The following is a 20,476-nucleotide window of genomic DNA, read 5'->3' as shown; positions in this document are numbered from 1 at the left end:
AACCGCCTCGCCCCTCCCCCGCCTCCCCTCCTATTCTCACCGCATGATCCTTTCCGAGCCGCCCGCCCGTCGTCCGCTGCCGAGCTACCCGCCCAAGCCTGTTCCCGGCGATCGCGTGGCGGTCATCTCGCCCTCGTCCGGTCTCGCGGGGCTCCTTCCGCTGCCGTACGAGCTCGGGCTGGAGCGGCTGCGCACGGAGTTCGGGCTGGAGCCGGTCGAGTACCCGGCGACCCGGAAGATGGGGTCCACCCCTCAGGAGCGGGCCGACGACATCCACGCGGCGTTCGCCGACCCGACGGTCAAGGCGGCCATCTCGACCATCGGCGGCGACGACCAGATCACCGTACTCCCGCTGTTGGACCGGGAGTTGATCCGCGCCAACCCGAAGCCCTTCTTCGGCTACAGCGACAACACCAATCTCCTCCTGGCCCTCCGCAACCTCGGCATCGTCGGTTACCACGGCGCCTGTGTGATGGTCGAACTCGGCCGTCCCGGTGCGCTGGACCCGCTGACGGCCGACTCGCTGCGTGCGGCCCTCTTCACGCACGGCCCCTACGAGCTGCGTCCCGCCGGCCGTTTCCGTGACACCGACAGGGACTGGGCCGACCCCGCCACCTTCGAAGCCGAACCCGAGACCCGCCCCGGCGCCGGCTGGACCTGGCACGGTCCGCAGACGGTGGTCGAGGGCCCGGCCTGGGGCGGCAATCTGGAGATCCTGTCGGAGCTGCTCATGGCCGACCGCGAGATCGAACGCGACCCGGCGGCGTACGAGGGTGGCGTGCTCTTCCTCGAAACGTCCGAGGAACTCCCCTCGGCACAGGCCGTCTTCCGCATGCTGCGCGCCATGGGCGAACGCGGGATCCTCGGCCGCTTCCCCGCCCTGTTGATGGCGCGCCCCAAGACGTGGTCCCTGGACCGGCGCAACTCCCCTGCGGAGAGCGAGGCCTATGCGAAGGAGCAGCGGGAGGCGGTGCTGCGGGCGCTCAAGACGTACGCACCCGAAAGCATGGCCGTCTTCGACGTGGACTTCGGTCACACGGACCCGCAGCTGGTGATCCCGTACGGGGGCAACGTACGGGTGGACGCCCCGAACCGCCGCATCACCGTCACCTACTGAGTCACCTACTGAGTCAGCTATTGCGGCAGCTATCGAGGCAGCTACTGAGTCACCTCCTGACCCGTCTCCGGGGCCGGCGAAGGCTAAATGCTTCGACAACCCCCCTCCCCACCCGGCAAAGTGTCCACCCGTGACAAGCAGTGAACTGTGGACCCGTGCGACCGCCGACCGTTACGACGCGGAAGAGGCCGAAATCTCTTCGTCCGCCGCTCTCGCCCCGACCCTCGCCTTCCTCGCCGAGCTCGCGGGAGACGGCCGCGCCCTGGAGTTCGCCATCGGCACCGGCCGGGTGGGCGTCCCGCTCCGGGAACGCGGCGTGCCGGTAGCGGGCATCGAGCTGTCCGAGCCCATGGCGGCGGTACTGCGGCGCAAGATCGACGAGGACAGGCTCCCGGTGGCCCTCGGGGACATGGCCACCACCGTGGTCCCCGGCCGGTTCACCCTGGTCTATCTCGTCTACAACACCATCACGAACCTGCTCACGCAGGACGAGCAGGTCGAGTGCTTCCGCAATGCCGCACGCCATCTGGAGCCCGGTGGCCGGTTCGTCATCGAGCTGGGCGTGCCCCCGCTGCGTTTCCTGCCGCCCGGCCAGGTCGCGGTGCCGTTCGACGTCTCCGAGCGGCATCTCGGCTTCGACACCTTCGACCTGGTCGAACAGGTTCTCGTCTCGCACCACCTCACCCGCGACGGCGACGGCGACGGCGACGGCGACGGCGACGGCGACGGCGACGGCGACGGCGACGGCGACGGCGACGGCGGACTCTACCGCCGCGGCCAGTCCCGGCACCGGTACGCCTGGCCGGCCGAGCTCGACCTGATGGCACGGATCGCCGGGCTCGCACTGGAACGCCGCGTCGCGGACTGGGACGGGGCACCGTTCACCCAGGACTCCACGAAGCACATCTCGGTCTGGCGCAAACCGGTCTGAGGCGGGCCGCCAGGGCTACGCTCTCGGGATGCAGCGCAGCAATGTCACGCGGAACGACGGCACGTGGGTGGGCCTGTCCCTGGACGTACAGGGCCGCCACCAGCCGGAGTTGGGGGTGTTCCACGCCGGGCCGCGACTGCTGGTCTCCCAGGTGTCGCGGCCCGTGCTGCTCGCCGTGGTCGAAGACCCCCTGCAGGGTGTGGACTTCTGGCGCACCGGCGCATACCGCTCGCCGGTGCCCCCGCTGCGGGCCGACGTGACGCGTGCCCTGTCCGGCAGTGCGGAACGATGGGCGCACCGCTTCGCGCAGTACCTCCTCGCCTCGCCGGGCAGCCCGCTGCACGACGGGCGGTGGCTGCTCACGCACGAGGGCCCGTTCCAGCGCCACGTTGCCGCTTCACATGCCGAGCACTGGGGCGCGATGCTCGTCGAGGGCCATCCGGACGGATACATCGACTGGTTCCTCCATTCCCATTCCTGGGAGGTCCTTCCGCTGCGACCGATGCCCGACGCCAACGACAGCCGGGTCAAGGCGTACCGCAAACAGGCCCGGGAAGGGTCGCTTCCCCCTGTCCTGCTGTGGTGGGTCAGCGGGCTGGACTGCCATCTGATCCTGGACGGCCACGCGCGGCTTGCCGCGGCGATCGCCGAGTCCGTCGACCCTCCCCTGCTGCTGTTGCACCGCACGGCGGCAAGCGACGACCTGGCCACCCGCACCGAGGGGGCGGCGAGTACTTACGAGGACGAACTGGCGCGCTTCGCACTACTCCGCACCGTCCACGGCCCCACGGTCCCGGACGGGGCCGTCGCTGCCGGCGCACGGCTCGCACGTCTCCTCCACGACCTGGATACCGCACGCCGGCCGACCTGGACGTGGCCGCTGCCCGGCGGAGAGGACCGGTGGCGTCGCTTCGCACGCGAAGCGACCCGAGGCCGGGACTGGCCCCCTTTCTGAGTCCTGCCGAAATGGCCGGGGCGAGGGGCGAAGGGCGTGGAGCCGGCCTCAGCTCCGGCTGGGCGGCCCGGCGGGCCCCTGGATGGCGCTGTCCTGCACGGGAGCGGGAGCCCGGGATTCCTCGTGGTCCGGATCAGCGGCCCGGGTGGCCGCACGGAGGGCCGCCTCGACCCGGCGGTTGCTGGTCATGGTCGCGGTGACGGCGGTCATGGTGAGGAGGAGGCCGGCGGCGGCGTAGAGCGGGGTGCGCACGTCGTACACGGTGGCCAGCCAGCCGCCGAGGAAGGCGCCGAACGGGGCGGCGCACATCGCGAGCATGCGCGAGGTGGACGCCACCCGGCCCATCAGGTGGGCGGGGACGATCGCCTGGCGGAGGGAGGGGCCGAGCACCATCGTGGCGCCCATGCCCGCTCCGCAGACGGCGAGCGCGAAGCCGGCGGCGTACGGGTTCGGGGCGGCGGCAAGGCCCAGGATGGCGAGACCTTCGACCGCGGCCGTGCAGGTCAGCGCGGTGCCGGTGCCGAGTCGCCGGCCGAGGAAGGAGGCGATGGCCGCGCCGAGCAGACCGCCGGTGGCCTCCGCCGTGAGGAGCAGGCCGAAGCCGAAGGTGCCGATGCCGAGACGGTCGTGCGCGAAGAGGGCCAGGACGGTCTCCACGGCGAGGAAGGCGACGTTCCCGACCGCCGGACGCAGCGCGAGCCCGAGCAGCAGCCGGTCCCGGAAGACGTGGGCCGCCCCGGCACGCGCCTGGCGCAGCAGCGACTCGCGTGCCTGCGGTACGGGCCCGGGGGCGGCGGGCAGCGACCGTACGAGGAGTGCGGAAAGCGCGAACGACACCGCGTCGGCGAGCAGCGGAACCGCCCGCCCGAGCGCGAGCAACGCACTGCCAGCGGGCGGCCCCGCGAAGCCGGACATGGCGGTCTGGGCGCCGCGCAGGCGGGAGTTGGCGCGCTCCAGGACAGCCGCGTCGCGGCCGAGCAGGTCCGGCAGATAGGCCGTGGCGGCCGTGTCGAAGAAGAGTCCCCCGAGACCGAGGAGGAAGGCGACGGCCGCGAGCAGGGGAATGCTCAGCAGGTCGAGCACGGCCGCTGCCGCCGGTACCGCGAGCAGCACCGCACGTGCCGCGTCCGCCACCCACATGGTGCGCCGACGGTCCCAGCGGTCCACCAGCGCACCGCCGAGCACCCCGAAGAGCAGCCACGGCAGCGTTCCGGCGGCCGTGACGACGGCGAGCGCCATCGGATCCCGCGTCAGTGTCAACGCGAGCAGCGGCAGCGCGGCATGTGACACCCCGTCACCCAGCGAGGACACCGTCTGGGCGGTCCACAGCCGCCCGAAACCGGTCGGCAGCTTCCGTGTACCGGTCGGCGATCTCCGCGTTCCGGTCGGCAGCTTCCGTGCACCGGTCGGCGATCCCCGCGTTCCGGTCGGCAGCTTCCGTGCACCGGTCGGCGATCCCCGCGTTCCGGTCGGCGACTTGCTTATGTCTGCGCTCACTTGGCGTCCCCTCCGGCCTGCTCGCCCGACGCCGGGTGGAACAGGGCGAAGACGAGCGACGCGTCCGGCAGCGAAGGATCGGACAGCTCCCGGTACTCGTCCGCCAGCGCCTGCAGCCGCGCCCCCAGCTCCGCGAACTGCCCCTCGGTGAGCCGCAGATGCGCCATGCGTACGTGCCGCTCGCCGTCCGCCGGCGCCGCCTCCAGGTCCGCCACCGCATGCCGCATCAGCACGTCCGGCCCTCCCTCGCCCGGATCCGGCAGCACGAGCGCCCGCGCGGCCATGGCGTAGTACCGCTCGGTGACCCCCCTGACCTTCCGCGTCCGCACCACCTTCACCAGGCCGACCCGCTCCAGCAGCCGTACGTGGTAGCTGGAACTCCCCTTCGCGAGGCCCACTCGCTGGGCGATCTGCGTGATCGTCGCGGGCTCGAAGCGGAGCACGGCCATGATGCAGTGCCGCGTGAGACTCGAAACGGCGCGCAGCTGTTCGTCCGTGGTGACGTGGAGGGTCTCGGGAAGATCATCGGTAGGCATGCCCCCAATGGTCAACGGTTCTTGACCATTGGGCAAGGGTTTTTCTCGGCGGCTACGCAGAACGGCCCCGCACCCCTTGCGGGGTGCGGGGCCGTGCAGGCCGGCGGAGTGGCCGGCAGCGGTTCTGCCGGAGGGGGGCGCTCGCCCGCCGGTTCAGCGGTCCTGCCAGAGGGTGGGGCGCTCGCCCCGCCGGTTCAGCGGTCCTGACTGTCCTTGGTCTGGCTGTCCTTCTCGGCGTTCTTCTCCTTGAGGCGCACCGTTTCCTTGCGGACCTCGGACTGCGTGGCGCGCTCCTTCTGGAGCCACTCCGGGTTCTCGTCCTTGATCGCGTCGATCTGCTCGGTGGTGAGCGCCTCGGTCACACCGCCGCGGGCGAGACCGGAGATGGAGACGCCGAGCTTGTTCGCGACGACCGGGCGGGGGTGCGGGCCGTTGGCGCGCAGGTCCTGGAGCCACTGGGGCGGCTCGGCCTGGAGCGCGGTCAGCTCGGCGCGCGAAACCACACCCTCCTGGAACTCTGCGGGGGTGGCTTCGAGGTACACACCCAGCTTCTTCGCCGCCGTGGCGGGCTTCATGGTCTGGGTGCTCTGGTGCGACGTCATGTGCTCCAGGGTATCGAGCATGTGCACCACCGCTGACCACACCGCCCGGGGGCGGCCGGGGCCGCGGCCGGTAATCTGGCCACGTGACAGGCTCGGAAGCACCCTCTTCAGCATCAGCGCCGGCAACGGCCGCGACGACAGCGGCGGCCGCGGACGCACCGGCAGCGACAGCGCCGGCTGCGGCGACCGCGGCGACGTCCTCGTTCCGGCTCGCCTACGTCCCTGGCGTGACGCCCACCAAGTGGGTGCGGATCTGGAACGAGCGGCTGCCCGACGTCCCGCTGACCCTCGTCGCCGCCGGCCCCGCCGAGGCGTTCGGCCTGCTGCGCGCTGGTGGCGCCGACGCCGGTTTCGTACGTCTGCCGGTCGACCGTACGGATCTCAGCGCGATCCCCCTCTACACCGAGACCACCGTCGTCGTGATCCCCAAGGACCACGCGATCACGGCCGTCGAAGAGGTCTCCGTCACGGAGCTCGCCGACGAGCTCGTCCTGCATCCCATGGACGACACCCTCGACTGGGAGCGCCCGCCCGGGGTGGCCGCGAACGAGCGCCCGGCCACCACCGCGGACGCGATCGAGCTGGTTGCGGCGGGCGTGGGGCTGTTGGTCGTGCCGCAGTCGCTGGCCCGGCTGCACCACCGCAAGGACCTCACGTACCGGCCGGTGACGGGCACCGACGAAATGCCGGTTCCCGAGTCGCGGGTCGCGCTGTCGTGGCCGCAGAACGACAGCGGCGAGGCGCCGGAACTGGTGGAACACTTCATCGGCATCGTCCGGGGTCGCACGGCGAACAGCACCCGCGGCCCGTCCCTGCCGGACACCCCGCAGAAGGCCGCCCGCAAGGCCAAGGCCGGTGCCGCCGACAAGGGCAAGCCCGCGGCGAACAAGTCGGGCCGGGGTGCACGGGGCTCCGGCGGCGGCACCAAGGGCGGCAAGGCCGTCGCCAGGAACACCACCAAGGGCAGCCCCAAGGCAGGCAACAAGGGCAGCGCCAAAAACAACGCCCGCCGGGGCAGGCAGGGTCGCTGAGCTCCGAGGCGGATGGGCCCGCTGAGGGCTCGGGCGAGGAGCCGCTCAGCCCAGGCCCGCCCCCCGCAGGACAACGAAGAGGCCCACGGCCGCGTTGAGTGCCGAGAGGGTGGAGGCCGCCGTCCCGGCCGCGGCCATCAGGGCCGCCAGGCCCGCCCGGGTAAGTGCCGGCGGCCACCCGTGCGCGGGCGGCACGGGTGTGAGCAGTGCCGCCACCCGCCGCGGCACCGGCCCCGCCCCGGCGAAGGCGGCCAGGCCGGAGAAGACGGTGTGGCCGGGGGCGGTACGGGACGCCACCAGAGCCGCCTTGGCCACCGCGCGGGCCGTGGTGCGCCGGTCCCCCGTCGCCCGCGCCGCGTCCTCGTCCGCCCACCGTTCGGTGCAGTGGCCGACAGCGACGCGCAGGGGCCGCAGGAGCGGATTGGCACAGGCCGCGAGGCGTACGAGGAGCAGCAACCGGTGGTGGCGGCCGGTGAGGTGCGCGCGTTCGTGGGCGAACAGGGCGTGGCGTTCGTCCTCGGTGAGGGCGGCGAGCATGCCGGTGGACACCAGGATGCGGCCGGCCCCGGCCCGGCCCCCGGGGCTCCGGAGTGCGCCGTTTCGCGGGCGCCCGCCCCTGCCCGCCCGGCCCGGCAGCGCGTATGCGTACGGCCTGGCGTCGTTCAGTACCGCGACCTCCGACGCCGTACGGAGGCCCGCCAGCGCGCGGTGGGCGCGGGAGCGGTAGCGGTGGTCGCGGAGCAGTGCGTACGACGCCGCCGTCACGACCCCCGCCAGCGCGACGATCGATGCCTTGCCCGCGATCTCGTCGCCGGGTACCGCGGCGCGCACCTCCGGGTCCGACCAGCTGTCGGGCAGCGGGTTGCCCGGCAGCTGGGCGGTGCCGACCACCACGAGGAGGCACAGGCACACGGTGCTGCACACGGCGAGGATCGCGGCCACGGCGGTGAGCAGGCGGGCGGCGGTGCACGGGTGCAGATGCTGTTCGGCGAGCCGGGCGATGGGCAGTGCGGTGAGCGGCAGGATCAGCGGCAGGAAGACGAAGACACCCACGGTTGCTCAGCGCCCCGGGCCTTCGGCAGCACTCTCGCCGTCCCCGTCAGCACGAGCACCCCCGCGGTCGCCGCCAGCACGAGCACCCCCGCGGTCGCCGCCAGCACGAGCACCCTCGCAGTCGCCGCCAGCACCGGCATCGTCGTGGTCGCCGCCGGCACCGCGGCCGTCGGTGTCGCCGCCAGCGCCAAGTCCCTCACCGTCCTCACCCTCGCCCAGCAGCGCCCGCAGCAGCCGCTCGTCGTCCGGGGAGAGCGCGGACACGAAGCTGGACAGCACGGCGTCCCGGTCCTTCTCCCGGTCGAGCAGCTTGCGCATCCGCAGGGCGACCAGCCCGGCGCCATCCGCGACCGGCGTCCACTCGAAGGACCGCCCGGCGCGGGTACGGGTGACGGCCCCCTTGTCGTACAGCCTGGTGAGGATCGTGATGACCGTGGTGTACGCGAGGTCGCCGCCGAGCTGCTCCTGCACCCGCGCCGCGGTCACCGGCCCGTCGGCCGTGCCGAGCACGGACAGGACCTGCGCCTCCAGCTCACCCTGACGCCTCCTGCGGTCCCGCGGACGCGAGCCCTCCGTACCGCCCGTGCCGTCGGTCATACCCGGCGTCTCCTCTGCTGAGCCCTGTGCACCATTGCCCCCACACCTTCGTCCACGCACGTCCCCCGCTCCCCGCGCCCGCTCGCCTCGCACACGTGTGTCCCCCGCGCGGACATCGGGGCATCGTACTCAGCAGCCGGAAAGTGGCGCCAAGCAGAGCCATATTGATGCCAAATAAAGCCAATCACACTTGCTATGGCGTCACAGTGATGCCAGACTGGCACCGCGGACGGGGTCATGCCTCAACTCGCCCGTACCCCATGCCACTTGCTCTGGAGGACCCATGCAGAACGAGGAACCGGTGACCCTGCCCACCGGACGTGACGCCGGCTGTCCCTTCGACCCGGTCACCGGTCTCGGCGAGCTGCGCGCCCAGGACCCGCTGGTCCGGATGCGGTACCCCGACGGGCACGTGGGCTGGCTGGCCACCGGCCACGCCACGGTGCGCGCGCTCTTCGCAGACTCCCGTTTCAGTTCGCGCTACGAGTCCCTGCACTACCCGTTCGCCGACATCGGCCCGCTGCCGCCAGCCCCGGTCGGCGACATGACGGGGCTCGACGCACCCGAGCACACCCGCTTCAGGAAGCTGCTGATCAGCAAGTTCACCGTCCGCCGGATGCGCGCGCTGACCGCGCGGGCCGAGGAGATCACCGCGGAGTTCCTCGACGCGATGGAGCGCAAGGGCGGCCCGGTGGACCTGCTGGAGGAGTTCGCCCAGCCGATACCCGCGCTGATGATCTGCGAGCTGCTGGGTGTCCCGAGCGCGGACCGGGAAGATTTCCAGCGGTGGGCGACGACATTGATCACCCACACCTCCGCCCCCGAGGCGAGGGAGGGAGCGATGACCTCCCTGGAGGCCTACATGGGCGAACTGGTCGCCGCCAAACGCGCACGGCCCACCGACGACCTGCTCAGCGAACTCACCACCTCCGACCTCAGCCACGAGGAACTCACCGGCATCGGCGCCTTCCTGCTCGGCGCGGGACTCGAAACCACCGCGAACATGCTCGCCCTCGGTACGTTCGCCCTGCTGAGCAATCCGGAGCAGCTCGCCGCCCTGCGCACGGACCCGGACCTCGCCCCGCAGGCCGTGGAGGAGCTGATGCGCTATCTGACCATTGCGCACACCACCGTGAAGTCGGCGCTGGAGGACGTCGAGCTGGACGGCAAGGTCATCAGGGCCGGGGAGTCGGTCACCATGTCCATGGAGGCCGCCAACCGCGACCCGCTGCGCTTCCCCGACCCGGACACCCTCGACCTGCACCGCAGGGCCACCGGCCATCTGGGCTTCGGGCACGGCATCCACCAGTGCCTGGGGCAGCAACTGGCCCGCGTCGAGATGCAGGTGGCGCTCCCCGCCCTGCTCACCCGCTTCCCCTCCCTGCGTCTGGCGGTACGGCCCGACGAGGTTCCGCTCCGTACGGACGCGTCCATCTACGGGCTGCACAGCCTCCAGGTGACCTGGGACGAGGTCTGATCCCGTGCAGCCGGATCCCTTGAAGAGCGACGCCCCGGGTGAGAACGGGAGCGCGCACGAGAACGCGGCCGAGGTACGGGTCGACCGGGAGCGCTGCATCGGCGCCGGCATGTGCGCGCTGACCGCACCCTCGGTGTTCGACCAGGACGTCGAGGAGGGCCTCGTTCTGCTGCTCCGCACCCGGGTGCCGCACGCGGACCCGGACGCCGAGGCCGCCCGCGAGGCCGCCGGGATGTGCCCCGGCGAGGCGATCTCCGTGGAGTGATTGCCGGGGGGAGGCACGGGTGTGATGAGGCACGGGCGTGATGAGGCACGGGTGCGATGAGGCACGGGTCTGATGAGGCACGGGTCTGATGAGGCACGGGTGTGACATCACTCCTGCGCGTCCGCCGCGCCCCTGCCCCCCGCCTTCCTGCCTCCTCCCGCGGCCACCAGCGCGGCGAGGGCCAGGGCGGCCGCCGGCCACATCACCGCCGGGGCCCCGGCGGCGTCCGCCACCAGACCGCCCGCCAGTGCACCGAGGGCGATGGCCCCGTTGAAAACGCCGACGAAGAGCGCGGACACCCCCTCCCGGGCTTCGGGCGCGGCCGCCAGCAGCCAGCTCTGCGTGCTCACCGAGACCCCGCCGTACGTCAGCCCCCACACCCCCATCAGGGCCCCCGCCACGATCAGGGAGCCGCCCGTGGCGGGCAGCAGCAGGACGATGAGCAGCGCCGTCGTGGCGAGTGCGGCGCCGATCACCCGCACCGTCCGGCGCGGGGAGCGGGCCGAGCCGGCCCCCGCGGCGAAGTTGCCGGCCACCCCGGCCGCCCCGTACACGAGCAGCAGCGTGCCGATCGTGCCCGCTCCGGCTCCGGAGACGGCTTCGAGCACCGGCCGGACATAGGTGTACGCGGCGAAGTGCCCGGTCACCAGGAGGGCGACGACGAGCAGCCCGGTGCGCATGTCCGGGGTGCGGACCAGTCGCAGTACACCGCCCAACGGAAGTGCTCGCTCGGCGGGCAGCCTGGGAAGGAGCACTGCCAGGGCGAGGAGTACGGCGAGGGAGAGGGCTGCCGCCGCGACGAACGCCGCGCGCCAGCCCGCGAGTTCACCGAGGTACGTTCCGGCCGGCACGCCGAGCACGGAGGCCACGGCGATGCCGCTGAAGACGAGCGAGGTCGCCGCGGGCACGGACCGCGCGGGCACCAGGCGTACCGCGAGGCCGGCCGCGACCGCCCACACCCCGCCCATCCCGAGACCGACCAGGACCCGTGCCGCGACCATGACCCCGTAGCCGGGCGCCCAGGCCGCGGCGAGGTTCCCGGCCGCCAGCACGGCCAGCAGCCCACAGAGGACCGTCCGCCGGTCGAACCGTCCGAGGAGGGAGGTCAGCAGGGGTGCGGAGAGGGCAGCGACCAGCCCGGTGAGGGTGAGGGTGAATCCCGCGAGGCCGTCCGACACCCCCAGCGAGGCGCCCATCGGCGTCAGCAGACCGACCGGCAGCATCTCGGAGGTGACCACCACGAACGTCCCCACGGCGAGGGCAATCACCCCCAACCATCCACGGGCGGCAGGTAGTTGGTGTTCTCCACGGCGTACGGACACATCGACTCGACCAAGATCTTCCATGCCCTCAACACAAGCGGCCACGGCCCGTCGGAACAACGGCGAACCTCTCATCCTTCTATGAGCGGGACTCATCGATCGGCGGGAAGAGACAGCCATGACCCCTCTGGAAGCACGCGAGCTCGAAGCGTTCCTCGCGCTCGCCGAGGAACTGCACTTCGGCCGCACCGCCGAGCGGCTCCACCTTTCGCAGAGCCGGGTCAGCCAGCTGCTCCGCGCCCTGGAGAGCCGGGTCGGCGCCCGGCTGGTGGACCGCACCAGCCGGCGGGCCGCGCTCACTCCGCTCGGCGCGCAGCTGTACGAGGCCGCCAGGCCCGCGTACGACGCGCTGCGCACGGCCCTCGACGACGCGCGCGCCACTGCCCGGGGTACCGGAACGCCGCTGCGCATCGGTTTCCAGGGCACTGCCAACGACCACGTCATGAACGCCCTGGCGCTGTTCCGGCGCCGCCACCCGGACACGCCCACCGAGCTGGTGGAGATCCCGTTCGGCGAGCCGTTCGGCGCCCTGCGCCGCCATGAGGTCGACACGGCCGCGGTCCTCCTCCCGGTCGAGGAGCCCGAACTCGTCGTCGGCCGCGTCTTCTCCCGCCGCCCCCAGACGCTCGCGCTGCCCTCGCACCACCCCTTCGCGCGGCGCGCCCGGCTGTCCGCGGAGGACCTGGCCCGCTGCGCGCTGATCGGCGTGACCGGCACGCACGCCCCGGAGTACTGGCGCCGCGCCCAGGCCCCGACGGCGACGCCCGGCGGCCGGGCCATCGCGCCGGGACCGCGGGTCAACACCCTTCAGGAGGGCCTGGCCCAGGTGCAGGCGGGGCACGGCGGGATGCTCCTGTGCCGTCCCTCCGCCGCGTACTACCGGCACCGCGCGCTCACCTTCGTACCGGTCGAAGGGCTGCCGGATTCGGTGCTCGGCCTCGTGTGGCACCGGAGCCACGAGACGGAAAGGACCCGGGCGTTCGCGGACGCGCTCGGCGACACGGCGGACGAGACGGCGGCGGAGGGCACTGGCTACGGGGCGGCGGCAGACGGTACCGGCTATGGGGCGGCGGCAGACTGTACCCGCTACGGGGCGGCGGCAAACGGTACCCGCTACGGGGCAGCGGCGGTCGACGGCTCTGCGGCGGACCTGTGAGGCCGGGCTCGCGGCAGGTCCTTCACGCCCCCAGCCGGGCCGCCGCGGTCTGCCGCCGGTAGCCGCCGGGGGCCAGTCCGTACGCGCGCTTGAAGGCTTTGGCGAAGGCGAACTCCGAGCCGTAGCCCGCGCGGGCGGCGACCGCGGTGAGCGGGGTGTCGGACTCACGGAGCAGGCGGGCGGCGGTGGTCATGCGCCAGTGGGTGAGGTAGGACATCGGCGGCTCGCCGACCAGCATGGCGAACCGGCGGGCGAAGGCGGCGCGGGACAGCCCGGCCCGTTCCGCGAGGGACTCGACCGTCCACTGCGCGGCGGGGTCCGCGTGCATGGCTGCCAGCACGGGGGCCACCGCCGGGTCGCCGAGCGCGGCCGCCCAGCCGTCGACGGCGGCCGGGGCCTGGTCGTCGAGCCAGGCCCGCAGGATGTACAGGAGCAGCGAGTCGATCAGCGAGGGCACGATGCCGTCCGAGCCGATGCGCGGGTTCTCCAGTTCGGCGCCGAGGAGGTGCACGGCGGCGCTCAGCTCCGGATGGCGGCCGTGCCCGGTCTGCAGGTGGATCACCTCGGGCAGTTGGCGCACCAGCGGGTGCGGGCGGCCCTGGTCGAGGTCGTAACTCCCGCACAGCAGCCGGGTCTCGGGGCCTTCGCCGCCGAGCCTGAACGTGCCGATCGGCGAGTTCCCGGGATTCCCGGACACCCCCTCGTACGCGTCCTCGCCCGGCTCCTCGGGCGGGGTGGCGGGGTGGTCGGCGAGGACGTGGCCGCCGCCGTCGCGCAGGAAGACCACGTCACCGGGGCCGAGCGGGACGGGTGCGCTCCCGGCGGGGATCAGCCAGCAGGTGCCGTACAGCACGACGTGGAATCCGGCGCCCACCACGGGCGGCAGCCGCAGGCCCCAGGGGGCGCGGCCGATGGTCCGCACCGATGCCGGGTTGCCGGTGCGCATCGAGGCCAGCGCCTCGGTGAGGATGTCCATGCGGTCCCGCCCTCCTTGGTGTTGCGTACGGTCGCCGGTGTACGGACGGCCGCCCGCACTCGGACGCCCGCCCGTGCCCGGACGGCCGCCCGCTTTCGGACCCCCGCCCGTACTCAGACGGTCAGCACAATCTTGCCCTGTACATGTCCCGTCCCGACCACCTCGTGCGCCTTGGCCACCTCTTCCAGCGGGAAGGTCTGCGACACGTGCGGGCGGATGCGGCCCGCGTCGATCAGTTCGGCGAGGGCTTCGAGCGAGGCGTAGTCCGGTTCGACGGAGATACCGGCGAAGCGCTTGCCGTCCGCTTCGGTACGGGCGATCAGGTCCGCGTCGCCGTGCTCCAGGAGGCTGACGAGCACGCCGCCGGGGCGCAGCACGCCGAGCGAGAGCGCGCCCTGAGCCTTCGAGTCGAAGACCACGTCCAGGTCCCGGACGACCTGGGTGAAGTCGGTGGTGCGGTAGTCGATGACCTCGTCGGCTCCGATCCCGGTGAGGAAGTCGTGCCGGGCCGCACTGGCCACGGCGATGACGTGGGCGCCGCGCGACTTGGCTATCTGCACCGCGAAGTGGCCCACTCCGCCGGCCGCGGCCTGGATCAGCACCCGGTCGCCCTGCTGGATGCGGGCCGCCTGGACGAGGCCCTGCCAGGCGGTGAGCGCGGCGAGGGGGACGGCCGCCGCGTGCACGTGGTCGAGTGAGGCGGGCTTGCGGGCCAGCTGCCGGGAGGGGGCGGCGACGTACTCGGCGTACGCGGAGGCGGCGCGCGGGAAGAACGGCATGCCGTACACCTCGTCCCCGACCGCGAACCTGGCACCGGGGGCGGCTTCCTCGACGACTCCGGAGATGTCCCAGCCGACACCGAACGGCGGCTCACCGAGCAGGGGGTACGCACCGGACCTGACGGCCAGGTCCGCCGGGTTGACCGCGCTGGCGTGCACCCTGACGAGGACCTCCCCCGGCAGCGGGCTGGGCCGCTCGCTCTCCACGAGCTCGAGGACATCGGGACCGCCGAAGGACTTCTGAATGACTGCGCGCACGACACATCTCCCTGTAGCGAGGCTCTTTGAGGCCGATCGGAGCCCGACCACCCGGGCTCCTGCCTGATGCCTCCACCCTAGGAAGAGCGAACGAGCCGCAGAATGGCCTTCCGTCTCGCCCACATGTCCATTCGTCTCACTGAACGCGCCTTTCGGTCCTCACCCCACCCCCATGGCCCTCCCTCCCGGACCCTCCCCCGACCCTCCTCCCGGTCACTCCTGCCCGGCCTCGGCCGCCGTCCGCGCCACCTCCTCCAGCCGCTGCCGGTACGCCGCCCACGAAAGGCCCCCGGCCGGGGGCATGTTCTGGTTCTTCTCCTGCAGGCCGGTTGCTCCGTCGATGAGTTCGCGGACGATGTCGGCATGGCCGCCATGCCGGTTGGTCTCGGCGAGCATGTGGACGAGGACGCGGTGCAGCGTCACTTCGCTGCGCTCCGCCGGCCAGTGCGGGACCTGGCCGACGGCGTCCTGGCCCAGGGCCTCGATGGTGGCGTCGGAGTGCGCGCAGGCCTTCCGGTAGAGGCCGGTGACGTACTCCCTGGACTCGTCGGCCCGCGCCCACATGTCGACGGTCGGATCGTCGTCGAACTCCGCGACCCAGGGCATCGGTTCCGCGAAGGGCCGCCCGAAGGTGTCACCGAAGTAACCCGCTTCGCAGCCCGCCAGGTGCTTGAGCAGCCCGAGCAGATTGGTGCCGGTGGGCGTCAGCGGCCGCCGGACGTCGTACTCCGACAGGCCTTCGACCTTCCACAGCAGGGCCTCCCTGGCGGACTTGAGGTAGTGGTGCAGGTCTTCCTTGGGATCCGAGCGAGTCATGCGTCCCACCTTCCCACCCACCACTGACAACCGGCCCCAAGCCCGCCGGGCCGGGCCGCGCCGGACCGCCTGCGGGGCCTACCGCGCACTCATCAGCGAATTCGGCTGACGAGCTGCCGGAGTGCGGTGCGCAGCCGGGCTTCGCGGGTGTGGGGGGTCAGTGCTTGGAGCAGCGGGAGGATCAGTTGGTACCGGCCCGTTCTGTCGAGTGCGTCGAACGCCGCCTTTGCTTCCGGATCCTCGTCCAGTGCCGCTGCCAGGTCGGGCGGTACCACTGCGGTCCGCTGGGACTCGTACGCCTTCGTCCAGCGGCCGTCCGCCTGCGCCTTGCGTACCTCCGCGAGGCCGGGTTCACGCATCCGGCCGGCGGCGAGCAGCGTCCCGACCTTGTCGACGTTCACCTGCGACCACAGGCTGCGCGGGCGCCGCGGCACGTACTTCTGGAGGTAGTACCGTGCGTCGAGGGAGCGGCGTTGCCCGGAGATCCAGCCGAAGCACAGTCCGATGTCGACGAGTTCGTCGTCGGTGACGGAGGGGATGCCGGAGTTCTTCTTGGCTACCTTTACCCAAATGCCTTCGCTGCGACGGTAGTTGTGTTCCAGCCAGGTCTCGAATGCCGCACCGTCCTGGAAGGCGACGACTTCGGCGCCGTCGATGTCGTGCCGTTCGTCCTCGTGCCGCTCATCGCTTTCGACCATGCGGATAGTCTGCCGTCATGGGTGCGGGCGAGGGTGTGGAAGGCACGGACAAGGGCCTCGGCGGGCAGGGCTGGGGTGCCACGCGGGCCTGGGTGGAGAAGGGGCTGCCGGAGGCGGAGCGGATCGACGGGGTGGTGCGGCTGCGCGGCGGCTGGACGTCGGAGATGCGCCGTCTGGACCTCCGCGGCCCGGCCGGACCGCGCTCGCTCGTCCTGCGTTCGTTCGTGAAGCCCTTTTTCGTCCGGCATGCCGAGGGCCTGCTGACGCGGGAGGCGGACGTCCTGCGGCTGCTCGGTGCCACGGAGGTGCCCGCGGCCACGCTCGTGGCGGTGGATGCCACGGCGGAGTTCTGCACCCACCCTTCCCTGCTGATGTCCCTGCTGCCGGGTGCTGTCCGTCTGGACGAGGAGGATGCCGGGTGCCGTGCCGATCTGCTGGCCAGGCAGCTGGTGCGTATTCACCGGGTGCCGGTGACCGCACAGCAGCGTCCTCGCGCCTATCAGGTCTGGGCCTCTCCCGAGCGGGTCACTCCGCCCGCGGCCACCGGGCGGACCGGGCTCTGGCAGCGGGCGGTCGACGTCATCCGCCGGGAACCCCCGGCCCATCGGGGGTGCTTCCTGCACCGGGACTTCCACCCCGGCAACGTCCTTTTCACCGGCGCCGGTGAGGAGCTGGCGATCAGCGGTGTCGTCGACTGGGTGGAGACCTCGTGGGGTCCGGCCGACCTGGACGTGGCCCACTGCTCGACGGCCCTCGCCCTGCTCCATGGAGTCCCCGCCGGGATGCGCTTCGCCGACCGCTACGTCGCGGCGGGAGGCGCCCTGGCCGAAGAGGACGCCTCCCACCTCTACTGGCGGCTGCTGGATGCGCTGGGCTTCGCCCCGGACGCGGAGAAGGTCGCCGTCCCCTGGCGGGAACTGGGCCGCTCCGACCTGACGGCCACTGTCCTGACCCGGCGGCTGGAGGGGTACATCGAGGCCCTCTTCAGCCGCTACGGGTGAAGTCGCCGAAACCACCGGGCGGGGGCCCGCACAGCGGCGGTCCGGTGCGTCAGGCGCGGCAGCGCAGCATTTCGAAGGGGCGGTTGGCGTGGAAGTCCGACCAGAAGTCCTCGCCGAACTCGCGCAACCCCGCCTCGGAAACCTCCAGCTGCACCCAGGTCAGGTCGCTGAATCCGGCCGCCCGCAGGCTCTGCTCGTGCGCGTCCCGGCGTGGCAGGGTCGCCAGGAAGCTGACCGGCGGGTCGAGCAGCGCCGTGGTCCGCACACGCGGCCCGATTTCGGTCCGGTCGTCGGTCAGCTCGCTGCGGAACCCGTACCGCTCCGGGGAGGGTCCCTCGAACCGGAAGTCGGGCGACTGGTTGAGGACGAAGAACTCGCCGCCGGGCTTGAGGTTCCGGTGCACGGCGCGGCACATCCGCTCCATGGTGGCGGCGTCCTGCGCGTAGTTGAGCATGTGGACGGCCACGGCCACGTCGAAGCCCTCGCCGAGCGCCGGCAGCTCGGCCACGTCGGCCACCTCGTACCGCACGCCCAGCGGTTCGCGCTTCTCCAACTCCCGCGACACGGCGATCATTTCACCGGAGATGTCGACTCCGAGCACATCGGAGGCGCCGCGCCGCCGGAGCTCCCTGCTGTAGAAACCGGTGCCGGACGCGAGGTCCAGGACCGACTTTCCTCGTACGTCCCCCACCAGGGCCAGAAAGCCGGGCACCGCCGCGTACTGCTCCAGCGGCAGTGCCTTGAAGCCCTCGTACGCCTCGCCGATCTCGTCGTACTGCTGCACGCTCATCGTGCCGCCCTCCCGTGTCGTCATGCGCTTGGCTCGTCCGCGGGGGGTGGTTCCGTGGGCGTCGGCCCCCCGTTGCCGCCCCGGGGCGCGCCTCGGCTCTGGCGGGCAGTCTTGCCGTCACCGGGCCGGCCGTCGTACTGGCAGAAGCCACAAAGATCCCGGCGCCGCCCCGGTTTTCCCGTACGGGAGGACTCTCTTCCCGCGCGCAAGGACGCGCGGGGGCACTCGCGGGGACAGCCGTCCCGGGGCGGCACCGCGGGGTCGCCGCCCTGGTCAGGCGGGCCGTCGTACGACGATGACGTTCTCTGTGACCAGCGCCTGCCGGCCTTCCGGGCCGGTGGCCGTCCGCTGGGGCGCGGCGCACTGCTCGACGATCCAGCCTCCGTCGCCGAGCGGCAGGTCCAGCGAGCCCAGTACCTCCTGCGGGGTGGGGAAGTGGACCTCGCTGCCGTCCTCCGGGCGCCAGGACCACGGGGCCAGGGAGGCGTGTTCCAGCAGGACCAGCAGGCCGCCCGGGGCCACGGCGCGGGCGGCCCGGCGCAGCACCTCCTCGCGGGGGATCTCGACCGGGGTGTGGAAGTAGCTCGCGGTGACCAGGTCGTAGGTCCCCTCGGGGAACGTCTGCGCGAGGTCGTGGCGGCGCGGGTGCACCCGGTCCGCGAGTCCGGCGGCGGCCGCGCCCGCCGCGACGCGGCCGAGGGCCGTTTCGGATACGTCGACGGCGGTGACGTCCCAGCCGAGAGAGGCGAGCCAGAGCACGTCGCCGCCGTGACCGCAGCCGAGGTCGAGGGCGGTCCCCGGGGGCGGGGCGAGGGTGGTGAGGAGGTCGGCGAGGACCGCGTTGGGCTTGGTGCCCCACTGTGCGGAGACCTCCTTGGCGTACCGGTTCTCCCAGAAGGCGGCGGATTCGCTGACGGCAGTCATGACATGACCTTTCGGGTCGGGCGAGGGAACGGGGCGGATGAGCCGGGGCGGGTGTGCGGGCCCCGGTGGGCACGCCAGGCGGGTGGGCCCGTGGTGCGCACGCCCGGCAAGTCGGCCGGTCGTGGGCACGCCCGGCGGGTGGGCTCGTGGTGGGTACGGCCGGCGAGTGGACCCGTGGTGGGCACGCCCGGCGAGTGGACCCGTGGTGGGTACGGCCGCCGGGTGGGCCCGTTGGTGCGCACGCCCGCCGGGTGGGCCCGTCGTGTGCGCCGGGCGTACGACGACACTGCGCCCTCCCCCGGCCGAGTTGCAAAGTCTCATGCCGTTTCGGCAACCTGGGCGCTATGAGCCCCGCGAAGAAGGACGTCCTGGACGCCGTCGGACCACGCCTGCGGGAGCTGCGGCGCAGGCGCGGCCTGACCCTCGCCGAGCTGGCGGGACAGACCGGCATCAACGAGAGCACCCTGTCCCGCCTCGAGGGCGGCTCCCGCAAACCGACCCTGGAACTGCTCCTCCCGCTCGCCGAGGTGTACGCGGTCCCGCTCGACGAACTGGTCGGCGCGCCCCGCACCGGCGACCCGCGCATCCACCTGCGGCCGGTCACCCGGCACGGCATGACCCATGTCCCGCTCAGCCGCCCCGGCGGCATCCAGGCCCACAAGCTCCTGATCCCGCCCAGCCCGGACACCGAGCCCGAGCTGAAGACGCACGCCGGGTTCGAGTGGGTGTACGTTCTGGCCGGCCGGCTGCGTCTGCTGCTGGGCGAGCAGTCCCTGCTGCTGAAGCCCGGCGAGGCGGCCGAGTTCGACACGCACGTCCCGCACTGGCTCGGCGCCGACGGGGACCGCACCGTGGAACTCCTGGTCCTCTTCGGCAACCAGGGCGAACGGGCCCACCTCATCGCCCGCACCACCTGAGAAGGGCTGGGGGAGGCTCCGTGATCGGTTCAGGTGCGGGCGGGCCCCTCGTCCCGCTGTGAGCGGTCGTCCCCCTGAGAGCGTTCCTGTGAGCGGTCGTCCCCCTGAGCGCGTTCCTGTGAACGGCCCTCCCCCTGCGACCGGGCGAACCCGGCCTCGACCAGGGCGGCCACCCGGGCCAGGTCGCAGAGCCTGCCCGGTTCGCGGGCCGGTACGCACCAGTACATGCCCGGTGGAGCGAGCTGGTCGGGGCGCGGGACGCCGAGCCAGCCCCGGGCGAGATAGGTGCCGGCCGGCGCGGTCCAGTCGGGGGCGCCGCCGACCGGGACCAGCGGGTAGAACCAGCGCTCCGAGTCCTGGATCACCGGGCCGTGCAGGGCCAGCTCCAGCAACGGGCCGACGACGGTCCTGCTCCGCGTGCCGAGCGCGGCGTAGATGATGCCGACGGGAATGCGTACCGTGTCGAAGCGGGTGCCGAGCGGCAGGACGGCCACGTTCCGCTCCGTCCATTCCAGCGAGGCCGCCTCGGGGGACCCGTGGGCGTGCGCCAGCCAGCCCGCGGTTCCTGTTCCGGCGTCCGCGCCGAGGTCCGGTCCGGGTCTCCACATCTGCACGGGGGCCGCCTTCACTGCTCCGCCGGGGCCGTACTGGTTGGTACGGGACCTCCCATGGTGACGCGGCATCACGTCCTCCTGAAGGCCGTTGGGGGGACGTTCAGGGGACCTCAAAGGGCCTTTCTGTCACCCGGGTTGGCGTCTACGGTGGAGGCCGCGCAGCC

General features: G+C 72.5%; 22 protein-coding genes. 9 read left to right on the top strand and 13 right to left on the bottom strand.

What is annotated here, in order from left to right:
- Positions 1-43 precede the first annotated feature (43 nt).
- From ACFWVV_RS09975 to ACFWVV_RS09965, 3 genes are all read left to right on the top strand, one after another.
- Positions 44-1,117 carry a S66 peptidase family protein gene (locus ACFWVV_RS09975; protein WP_384348138.1) on the top strand — a complete coding sequence of 358 codons (1,074 nt, stop codon included), beginning with the start codon at positions 44-46 and terminating at the stop codon, positions 1,115-1,117.
- Positions 1,118-1,247: 130 nt separating this feature from the next.
- The gene (locus tag ACFWVV_RS09970; RefSeq protein WP_384348140.1) at positions 1,248-2,048 is read left to right on the top strand and encodes a class I SAM-dependent DNA methyltransferase; all 801 of its coding nucleotides are present in this window, start codon (positions 1,248-1,250) and stop codon (positions 2,046-2,048) included.
- A gap of 28 nt (positions 2,049-2,076) precedes the next feature.
- Positions 2,077-3,003: a hypothetical protein gene (locus tag ACFWVV_RS09965; RefSeq protein ID WP_384348142.1), complete on the top strand. Its 927-nt coding sequence runs from the start codon at positions 2,077-2,079 to the stop codon at positions 3,001-3,003.
- 48 nt (positions 3,004-3,051) lie between these two features.
- Here the strand turns inward: ACFWVV_RS09965 and ACFWVV_RS09960 are convergent, their stop codons facing one another.
- From ACFWVV_RS09960 to ACFWVV_RS09950, 3 genes are all read right to left on the bottom strand, one after another.
- The gene (locus ACFWVV_RS09960) at positions 3,052-4,353 is read right to left on the bottom strand and encodes an MFS transporter (RefSeq protein WP_384348324.1); all 1,302 of its coding nucleotides are present in this window, start codon (positions 4,351-4,353) and stop codon (positions 3,052-3,054) included.
- Positions 4,354-4,496: 143 nt separating this feature from the next.
- On the bottom strand, positions 4,497-5,036 hold the full coding sequence (locus tag ACFWVV_RS09955) for an ArsR/SmtB family transcription factor (RefSeq protein WP_384348145.1): 540 nt from the start codon (positions 5,034-5,036) through the stop codon (positions 4,497-4,499).
- Positions 5,037-5,230: 194 nt separating this feature from the next.
- Positions 5,231-5,659 carry a DUF5997 family protein gene (locus ACFWVV_RS09950; RefSeq protein ID WP_384348148.1) on the bottom strand — a complete coding sequence of 143 codons (429 nt, stop codon included), beginning with the start codon at positions 5,657-5,659 and terminating at the stop codon, positions 5,231-5,233.
- A gap of 206 nt (positions 5,660-5,865) precedes the next feature.
- Between ACFWVV_RS09950 and ACFWVV_RS09945 the strand changes: the two genes are divergently transcribed.
- Positions 5,866-6,669 carry a LysR family substrate-binding domain-containing protein gene (locus tag ACFWVV_RS09945; protein ID WP_384348150.1) on the top strand — a complete coding sequence of 268 codons (804 nt, stop codon included), beginning with the start codon at positions 5,866-5,868 and terminating at the stop codon, positions 6,667-6,669.
- Between the two features lie 45 nt (positions 6,670-6,714).
- On the opposite strand, the gene ACFWVV_RS09940 is transcribed toward ACFWVV_RS09945, so the two are convergent.
- Both ACFWVV_RS09940 and ACFWVV_RS09935 read right to left on the bottom strand, forming a co-directional pair.
- The gene (locus ACFWVV_RS09940; protein ID WP_384348153.1) at positions 6,715-7,722 is read right to left on the bottom strand and encodes a M56 family metallopeptidase; all 1,008 of its coding nucleotides are present in this window, start codon (positions 7,720-7,722) and stop codon (positions 6,715-6,717) included.
- 6 nt (positions 7,723-7,728) lie between these two features.
- A complete protein-coding gene (locus ACFWVV_RS09935) occupies positions 7,729-8,319 on the bottom strand; it encodes a BlaI/MecI/CopY family transcriptional regulator (protein WP_384348156.1) in 591 nt (196 codons plus the stop codon).
- Between the two features lie 283 nt (positions 8,320-8,602).
- Here ACFWVV_RS09935 and ACFWVV_RS09930 point away from each other — a divergent pair, with 283 nt between their 5' ends.
- Both ACFWVV_RS09930 and ACFWVV_RS09925 read left to right on the top strand, forming a co-directional pair.
- Complete coding sequence (locus ACFWVV_RS09930; protein ID WP_384348159.1) at positions 8,603-9,796, top strand: cytochrome P450; 1,194 nt, start codon at positions 8,603-8,605, stop codon at positions 9,794-9,796.
- A gap of 19 nt (positions 9,797-9,815) precedes the next feature.
- Positions 9,816-10,061: a ferredoxin gene (locus ACFWVV_RS09925; RefSeq protein WP_384348327.1), complete on the top strand. Its 246-nt coding sequence runs from the start codon at positions 9,816-9,818 to the stop codon at positions 10,059-10,061.
- Positions 10,062-10,168: 107 nt separating this feature from the next.
- Here the strand turns inward: ACFWVV_RS09925 and ACFWVV_RS09920 are convergent, their stop codons facing one another.
- The gene (locus ACFWVV_RS09920) at positions 10,169-11,329 is read right to left on the bottom strand and encodes an MFS transporter (protein ID WP_384348161.1); all 1,161 of its coding nucleotides are present in this window, start codon (positions 11,327-11,329) and stop codon (positions 10,169-10,171) included.
- A gap of 172 nt (positions 11,330-11,501) precedes the next feature.
- Here ACFWVV_RS09920 and ACFWVV_RS09915 point away from each other — a divergent pair, with 172 nt between their 5' ends.
- Complete coding sequence (locus tag ACFWVV_RS09915; protein WP_384348164.1) at positions 11,502-12,539, top strand: LysR family transcriptional regulator; 1,038 nt, start codon at positions 11,502-11,504, stop codon at positions 12,537-12,539.
- Between the two features lie 22 nt (positions 12,540-12,561).
- On the opposite strand, the gene ACFWVV_RS09910 is transcribed toward ACFWVV_RS09915, so the two are convergent.
- From ACFWVV_RS09910 to ACFWVV_RS09895, 4 genes are all read right to left on the bottom strand, one after another.
- Positions 12,562-13,515: an AraC family transcriptional regulator gene (locus ACFWVV_RS09910; RefSeq protein WP_384348167.1), complete on the bottom strand. Its 954-nt coding sequence runs from the start codon at positions 13,513-13,515 to the stop codon at positions 12,562-12,564.
- A 113-nt stretch (positions 13,516-13,628) separates the two neighbouring features.
- Positions 13,629-14,552, bottom strand: a complete 924-nt coding sequence (locus ACFWVV_RS09905) for an NADP-dependent oxidoreductase (protein ID WP_384348169.1) — start codon at positions 14,550-14,552, stop codon at positions 13,629-13,631.
- Between the two features lie 213 nt (positions 14,553-14,765).
- A complete protein-coding gene (locus ACFWVV_RS09900; RefSeq protein ID WP_384348172.1) occupies positions 14,766-15,368 on the bottom strand; it encodes a DinB family protein in 603 nt (200 codons plus the stop codon).
- Between the two features lie 92 nt (positions 15,369-15,460).
- Positions 15,461-16,066 (bottom strand): YdeI family protein, encoded by a 606-nt coding sequence (locus tag ACFWVV_RS09895; RefSeq protein WP_384348174.1) that lies wholly within the window; start codon positions 16,064-16,066, stop codon positions 15,461-15,463.
- 17 nt (positions 16,067-16,083) lie between these two features.
- Between ACFWVV_RS09895 and ACFWVV_RS09890 the strand changes: the two genes are divergently transcribed.
- Positions 16,084-17,067 carry a phosphotransferase family protein gene (locus ACFWVV_RS09890; RefSeq protein WP_384348177.1) on the top strand — a complete coding sequence of 328 codons (984 nt, stop codon included), beginning with the start codon at positions 16,084-16,086 and terminating at the stop codon, positions 17,065-17,067.
- 49 nt (positions 17,068-17,116) lie between these two features.
- Here ACFWVV_RS09890 and ACFWVV_RS09885 read toward each other — a convergent pair whose 3' ends face one another.
- Together ACFWVV_RS09885 and ACFWVV_RS09880 are read right to left on the bottom strand one after the other, a co-directional pair.
- Positions 17,117-17,857 (bottom strand): class I SAM-dependent methyltransferase, encoded by a 741-nt coding sequence (locus ACFWVV_RS09885; protein ID WP_384348330.1) that lies wholly within the window; start codon positions 17,855-17,857, stop codon positions 17,117-17,119.
- Between the two features lie 273 nt (positions 17,858-18,130).
- Positions 18,131-18,781, bottom strand: a complete 651-nt coding sequence (locus ACFWVV_RS09880) for a class I SAM-dependent methyltransferase (RefSeq protein ID WP_384348180.1) — start codon at positions 18,779-18,781, stop codon at positions 18,131-18,133.
- 344 nt (positions 18,782-19,125) lie between these two features.
- Here ACFWVV_RS09880 and ACFWVV_RS09875 point away from each other — a divergent pair, with 344 nt between their 5' ends.
- Positions 19,126-19,698: a helix-turn-helix domain-containing protein gene (locus tag ACFWVV_RS09875; RefSeq protein ID WP_384348183.1), complete on the top strand. Its 573-nt coding sequence runs from the start codon at positions 19,126-19,128 to the stop codon at positions 19,696-19,698.
- A 29-nt stretch (positions 19,699-19,727) separates the two neighbouring features.
- Here ACFWVV_RS09875 and ACFWVV_RS09870 read toward each other — a convergent pair whose 3' ends face one another.
- Positions 19,728-20,381: a hypothetical protein gene (locus ACFWVV_RS09870; protein WP_384348186.1), complete on the bottom strand. Its 654-nt coding sequence runs from the start codon at positions 20,379-20,381 to the stop codon at positions 19,728-19,730.
- Between the last annotated feature and the right edge of the window lie 95 nt (positions 20,382-20,476).

It is taken from the genome of Streptomyces sp. NPDC058663, from assembly GCF_042716745.1.
Classification (GTDB): Bacteria; Actinomycetota; Actinomycetes; order Streptomycetales; family Streptomycetaceae; genus Streptomyces.
The sequence above is the reverse complement of the archived record's forward strand: the minus strand, read 5'-3'. Positions and strand labels throughout refer to the sequence as shown.

What these genes read in the sequence shown, in the direction of transcription:
- ACFWVV_RS09965 (WP_384348142.1), top strand. Translation starts at nt 2,077, where the DNA reads ATGCAGCGCAGCAATGTCACGCGGAACGACGGCACGTGGGTGGGCCTG.
- ACFWVV_RS09930 (WP_384348159.1), top strand. Translation starts at nt 8,603, where the DNA reads ATGCAGAACGAGGAACCGGTGACCCTGCCCACCGGACGTGACGCCGGC.
- ACFWVV_RS09900 (WP_384348172.1), bottom strand. Translation starts at nt 15,368, where the DNA reads ATGACTCGCTCGGATCCCAAGGAAGACCTGCACCACTACCTCAAGTCC.
- ACFWVV_RS09895 (WP_384348174.1), bottom strand. Translation starts at nt 16,066, where the DNA reads ATGGTCGAAAGCGATGAGCGGCACGAGGACGAACGGCACGACATCGAC.
- ACFWVV_RS09935 (WP_384348156.1), bottom strand. Translation starts at nt 8,319, where the DNA reads ATGACCGACGGCACGGGCGGTACGGAGGGCTCGCGTCCGCGGGACCGC.
- ACFWVV_RS09870 (WP_384348186.1), bottom strand. Translation starts at nt 20,381, where the DNA reads ATGCCGCGTCACCATGGGAGGTCCCGTACCAACCAGTACGGCCCCGGC.
- ACFWVV_RS09950 (WP_384348148.1), bottom strand. Translation starts at nt 5,659, where the DNA reads ATGCTCGATACCCTGGAGCACATGACGTCGCACCAGAGCACCCAGACC.
- ACFWVV_RS09910 (WP_384348167.1), bottom strand. Translation starts at nt 13,515, where the DNA reads ATGGACATCCTCACCGAGGCGCTGGCCTCGATGCGCACCGGCAACCCG.
- ACFWVV_RS09880 (WP_384348180.1), bottom strand. Translation starts at nt 18,781, where the DNA reads ATGACTGCCGTCAGCGAATCCGCCGCCTTCTGGGAGAACCGGTACGCC.
- ACFWVV_RS09885 (WP_384348330.1), bottom strand. Translation starts at nt 17,857, where the DNA reads ATGAGCGTGCAGCAGTACGACGAGATCGGCGAGGCGTACGAGGGCTTC.
- ACFWVV_RS09875 (WP_384348183.1), top strand. Translation starts at nt 19,126, where the DNA reads ATGAGCCCCGCGAAGAAGGACGTCCTGGACGCCGTCGGACCACGCCTG.
- ACFWVV_RS09955 (WP_384348145.1), bottom strand. Translation starts at nt 5,036, where the DNA reads ATGCCTACCGATGATCTTCCCGAGACCCTCCACGTCACCACGGACGAA.
- ACFWVV_RS09975 (WP_384348138.1), top strand. Translation starts at nt 44, where the DNA reads ATGATCCTTTCCGAGCCGCCCGCCCGTCGTCCGCTGCCGAGCTACCCG.
- ACFWVV_RS09915 (WP_384348164.1), top strand. Translation starts at nt 11,502, where the DNA reads ATGACCCCTCTGGAAGCACGCGAGCTCGAAGCGTTCCTCGCGCTCGCC.
- ACFWVV_RS09890 (WP_384348177.1), top strand. Translation starts at nt 16,084, where the DNA reads ATGGGTGCGGGCGAGGGTGTGGAAGGCACGGACAAGGGCCTCGGCGGG.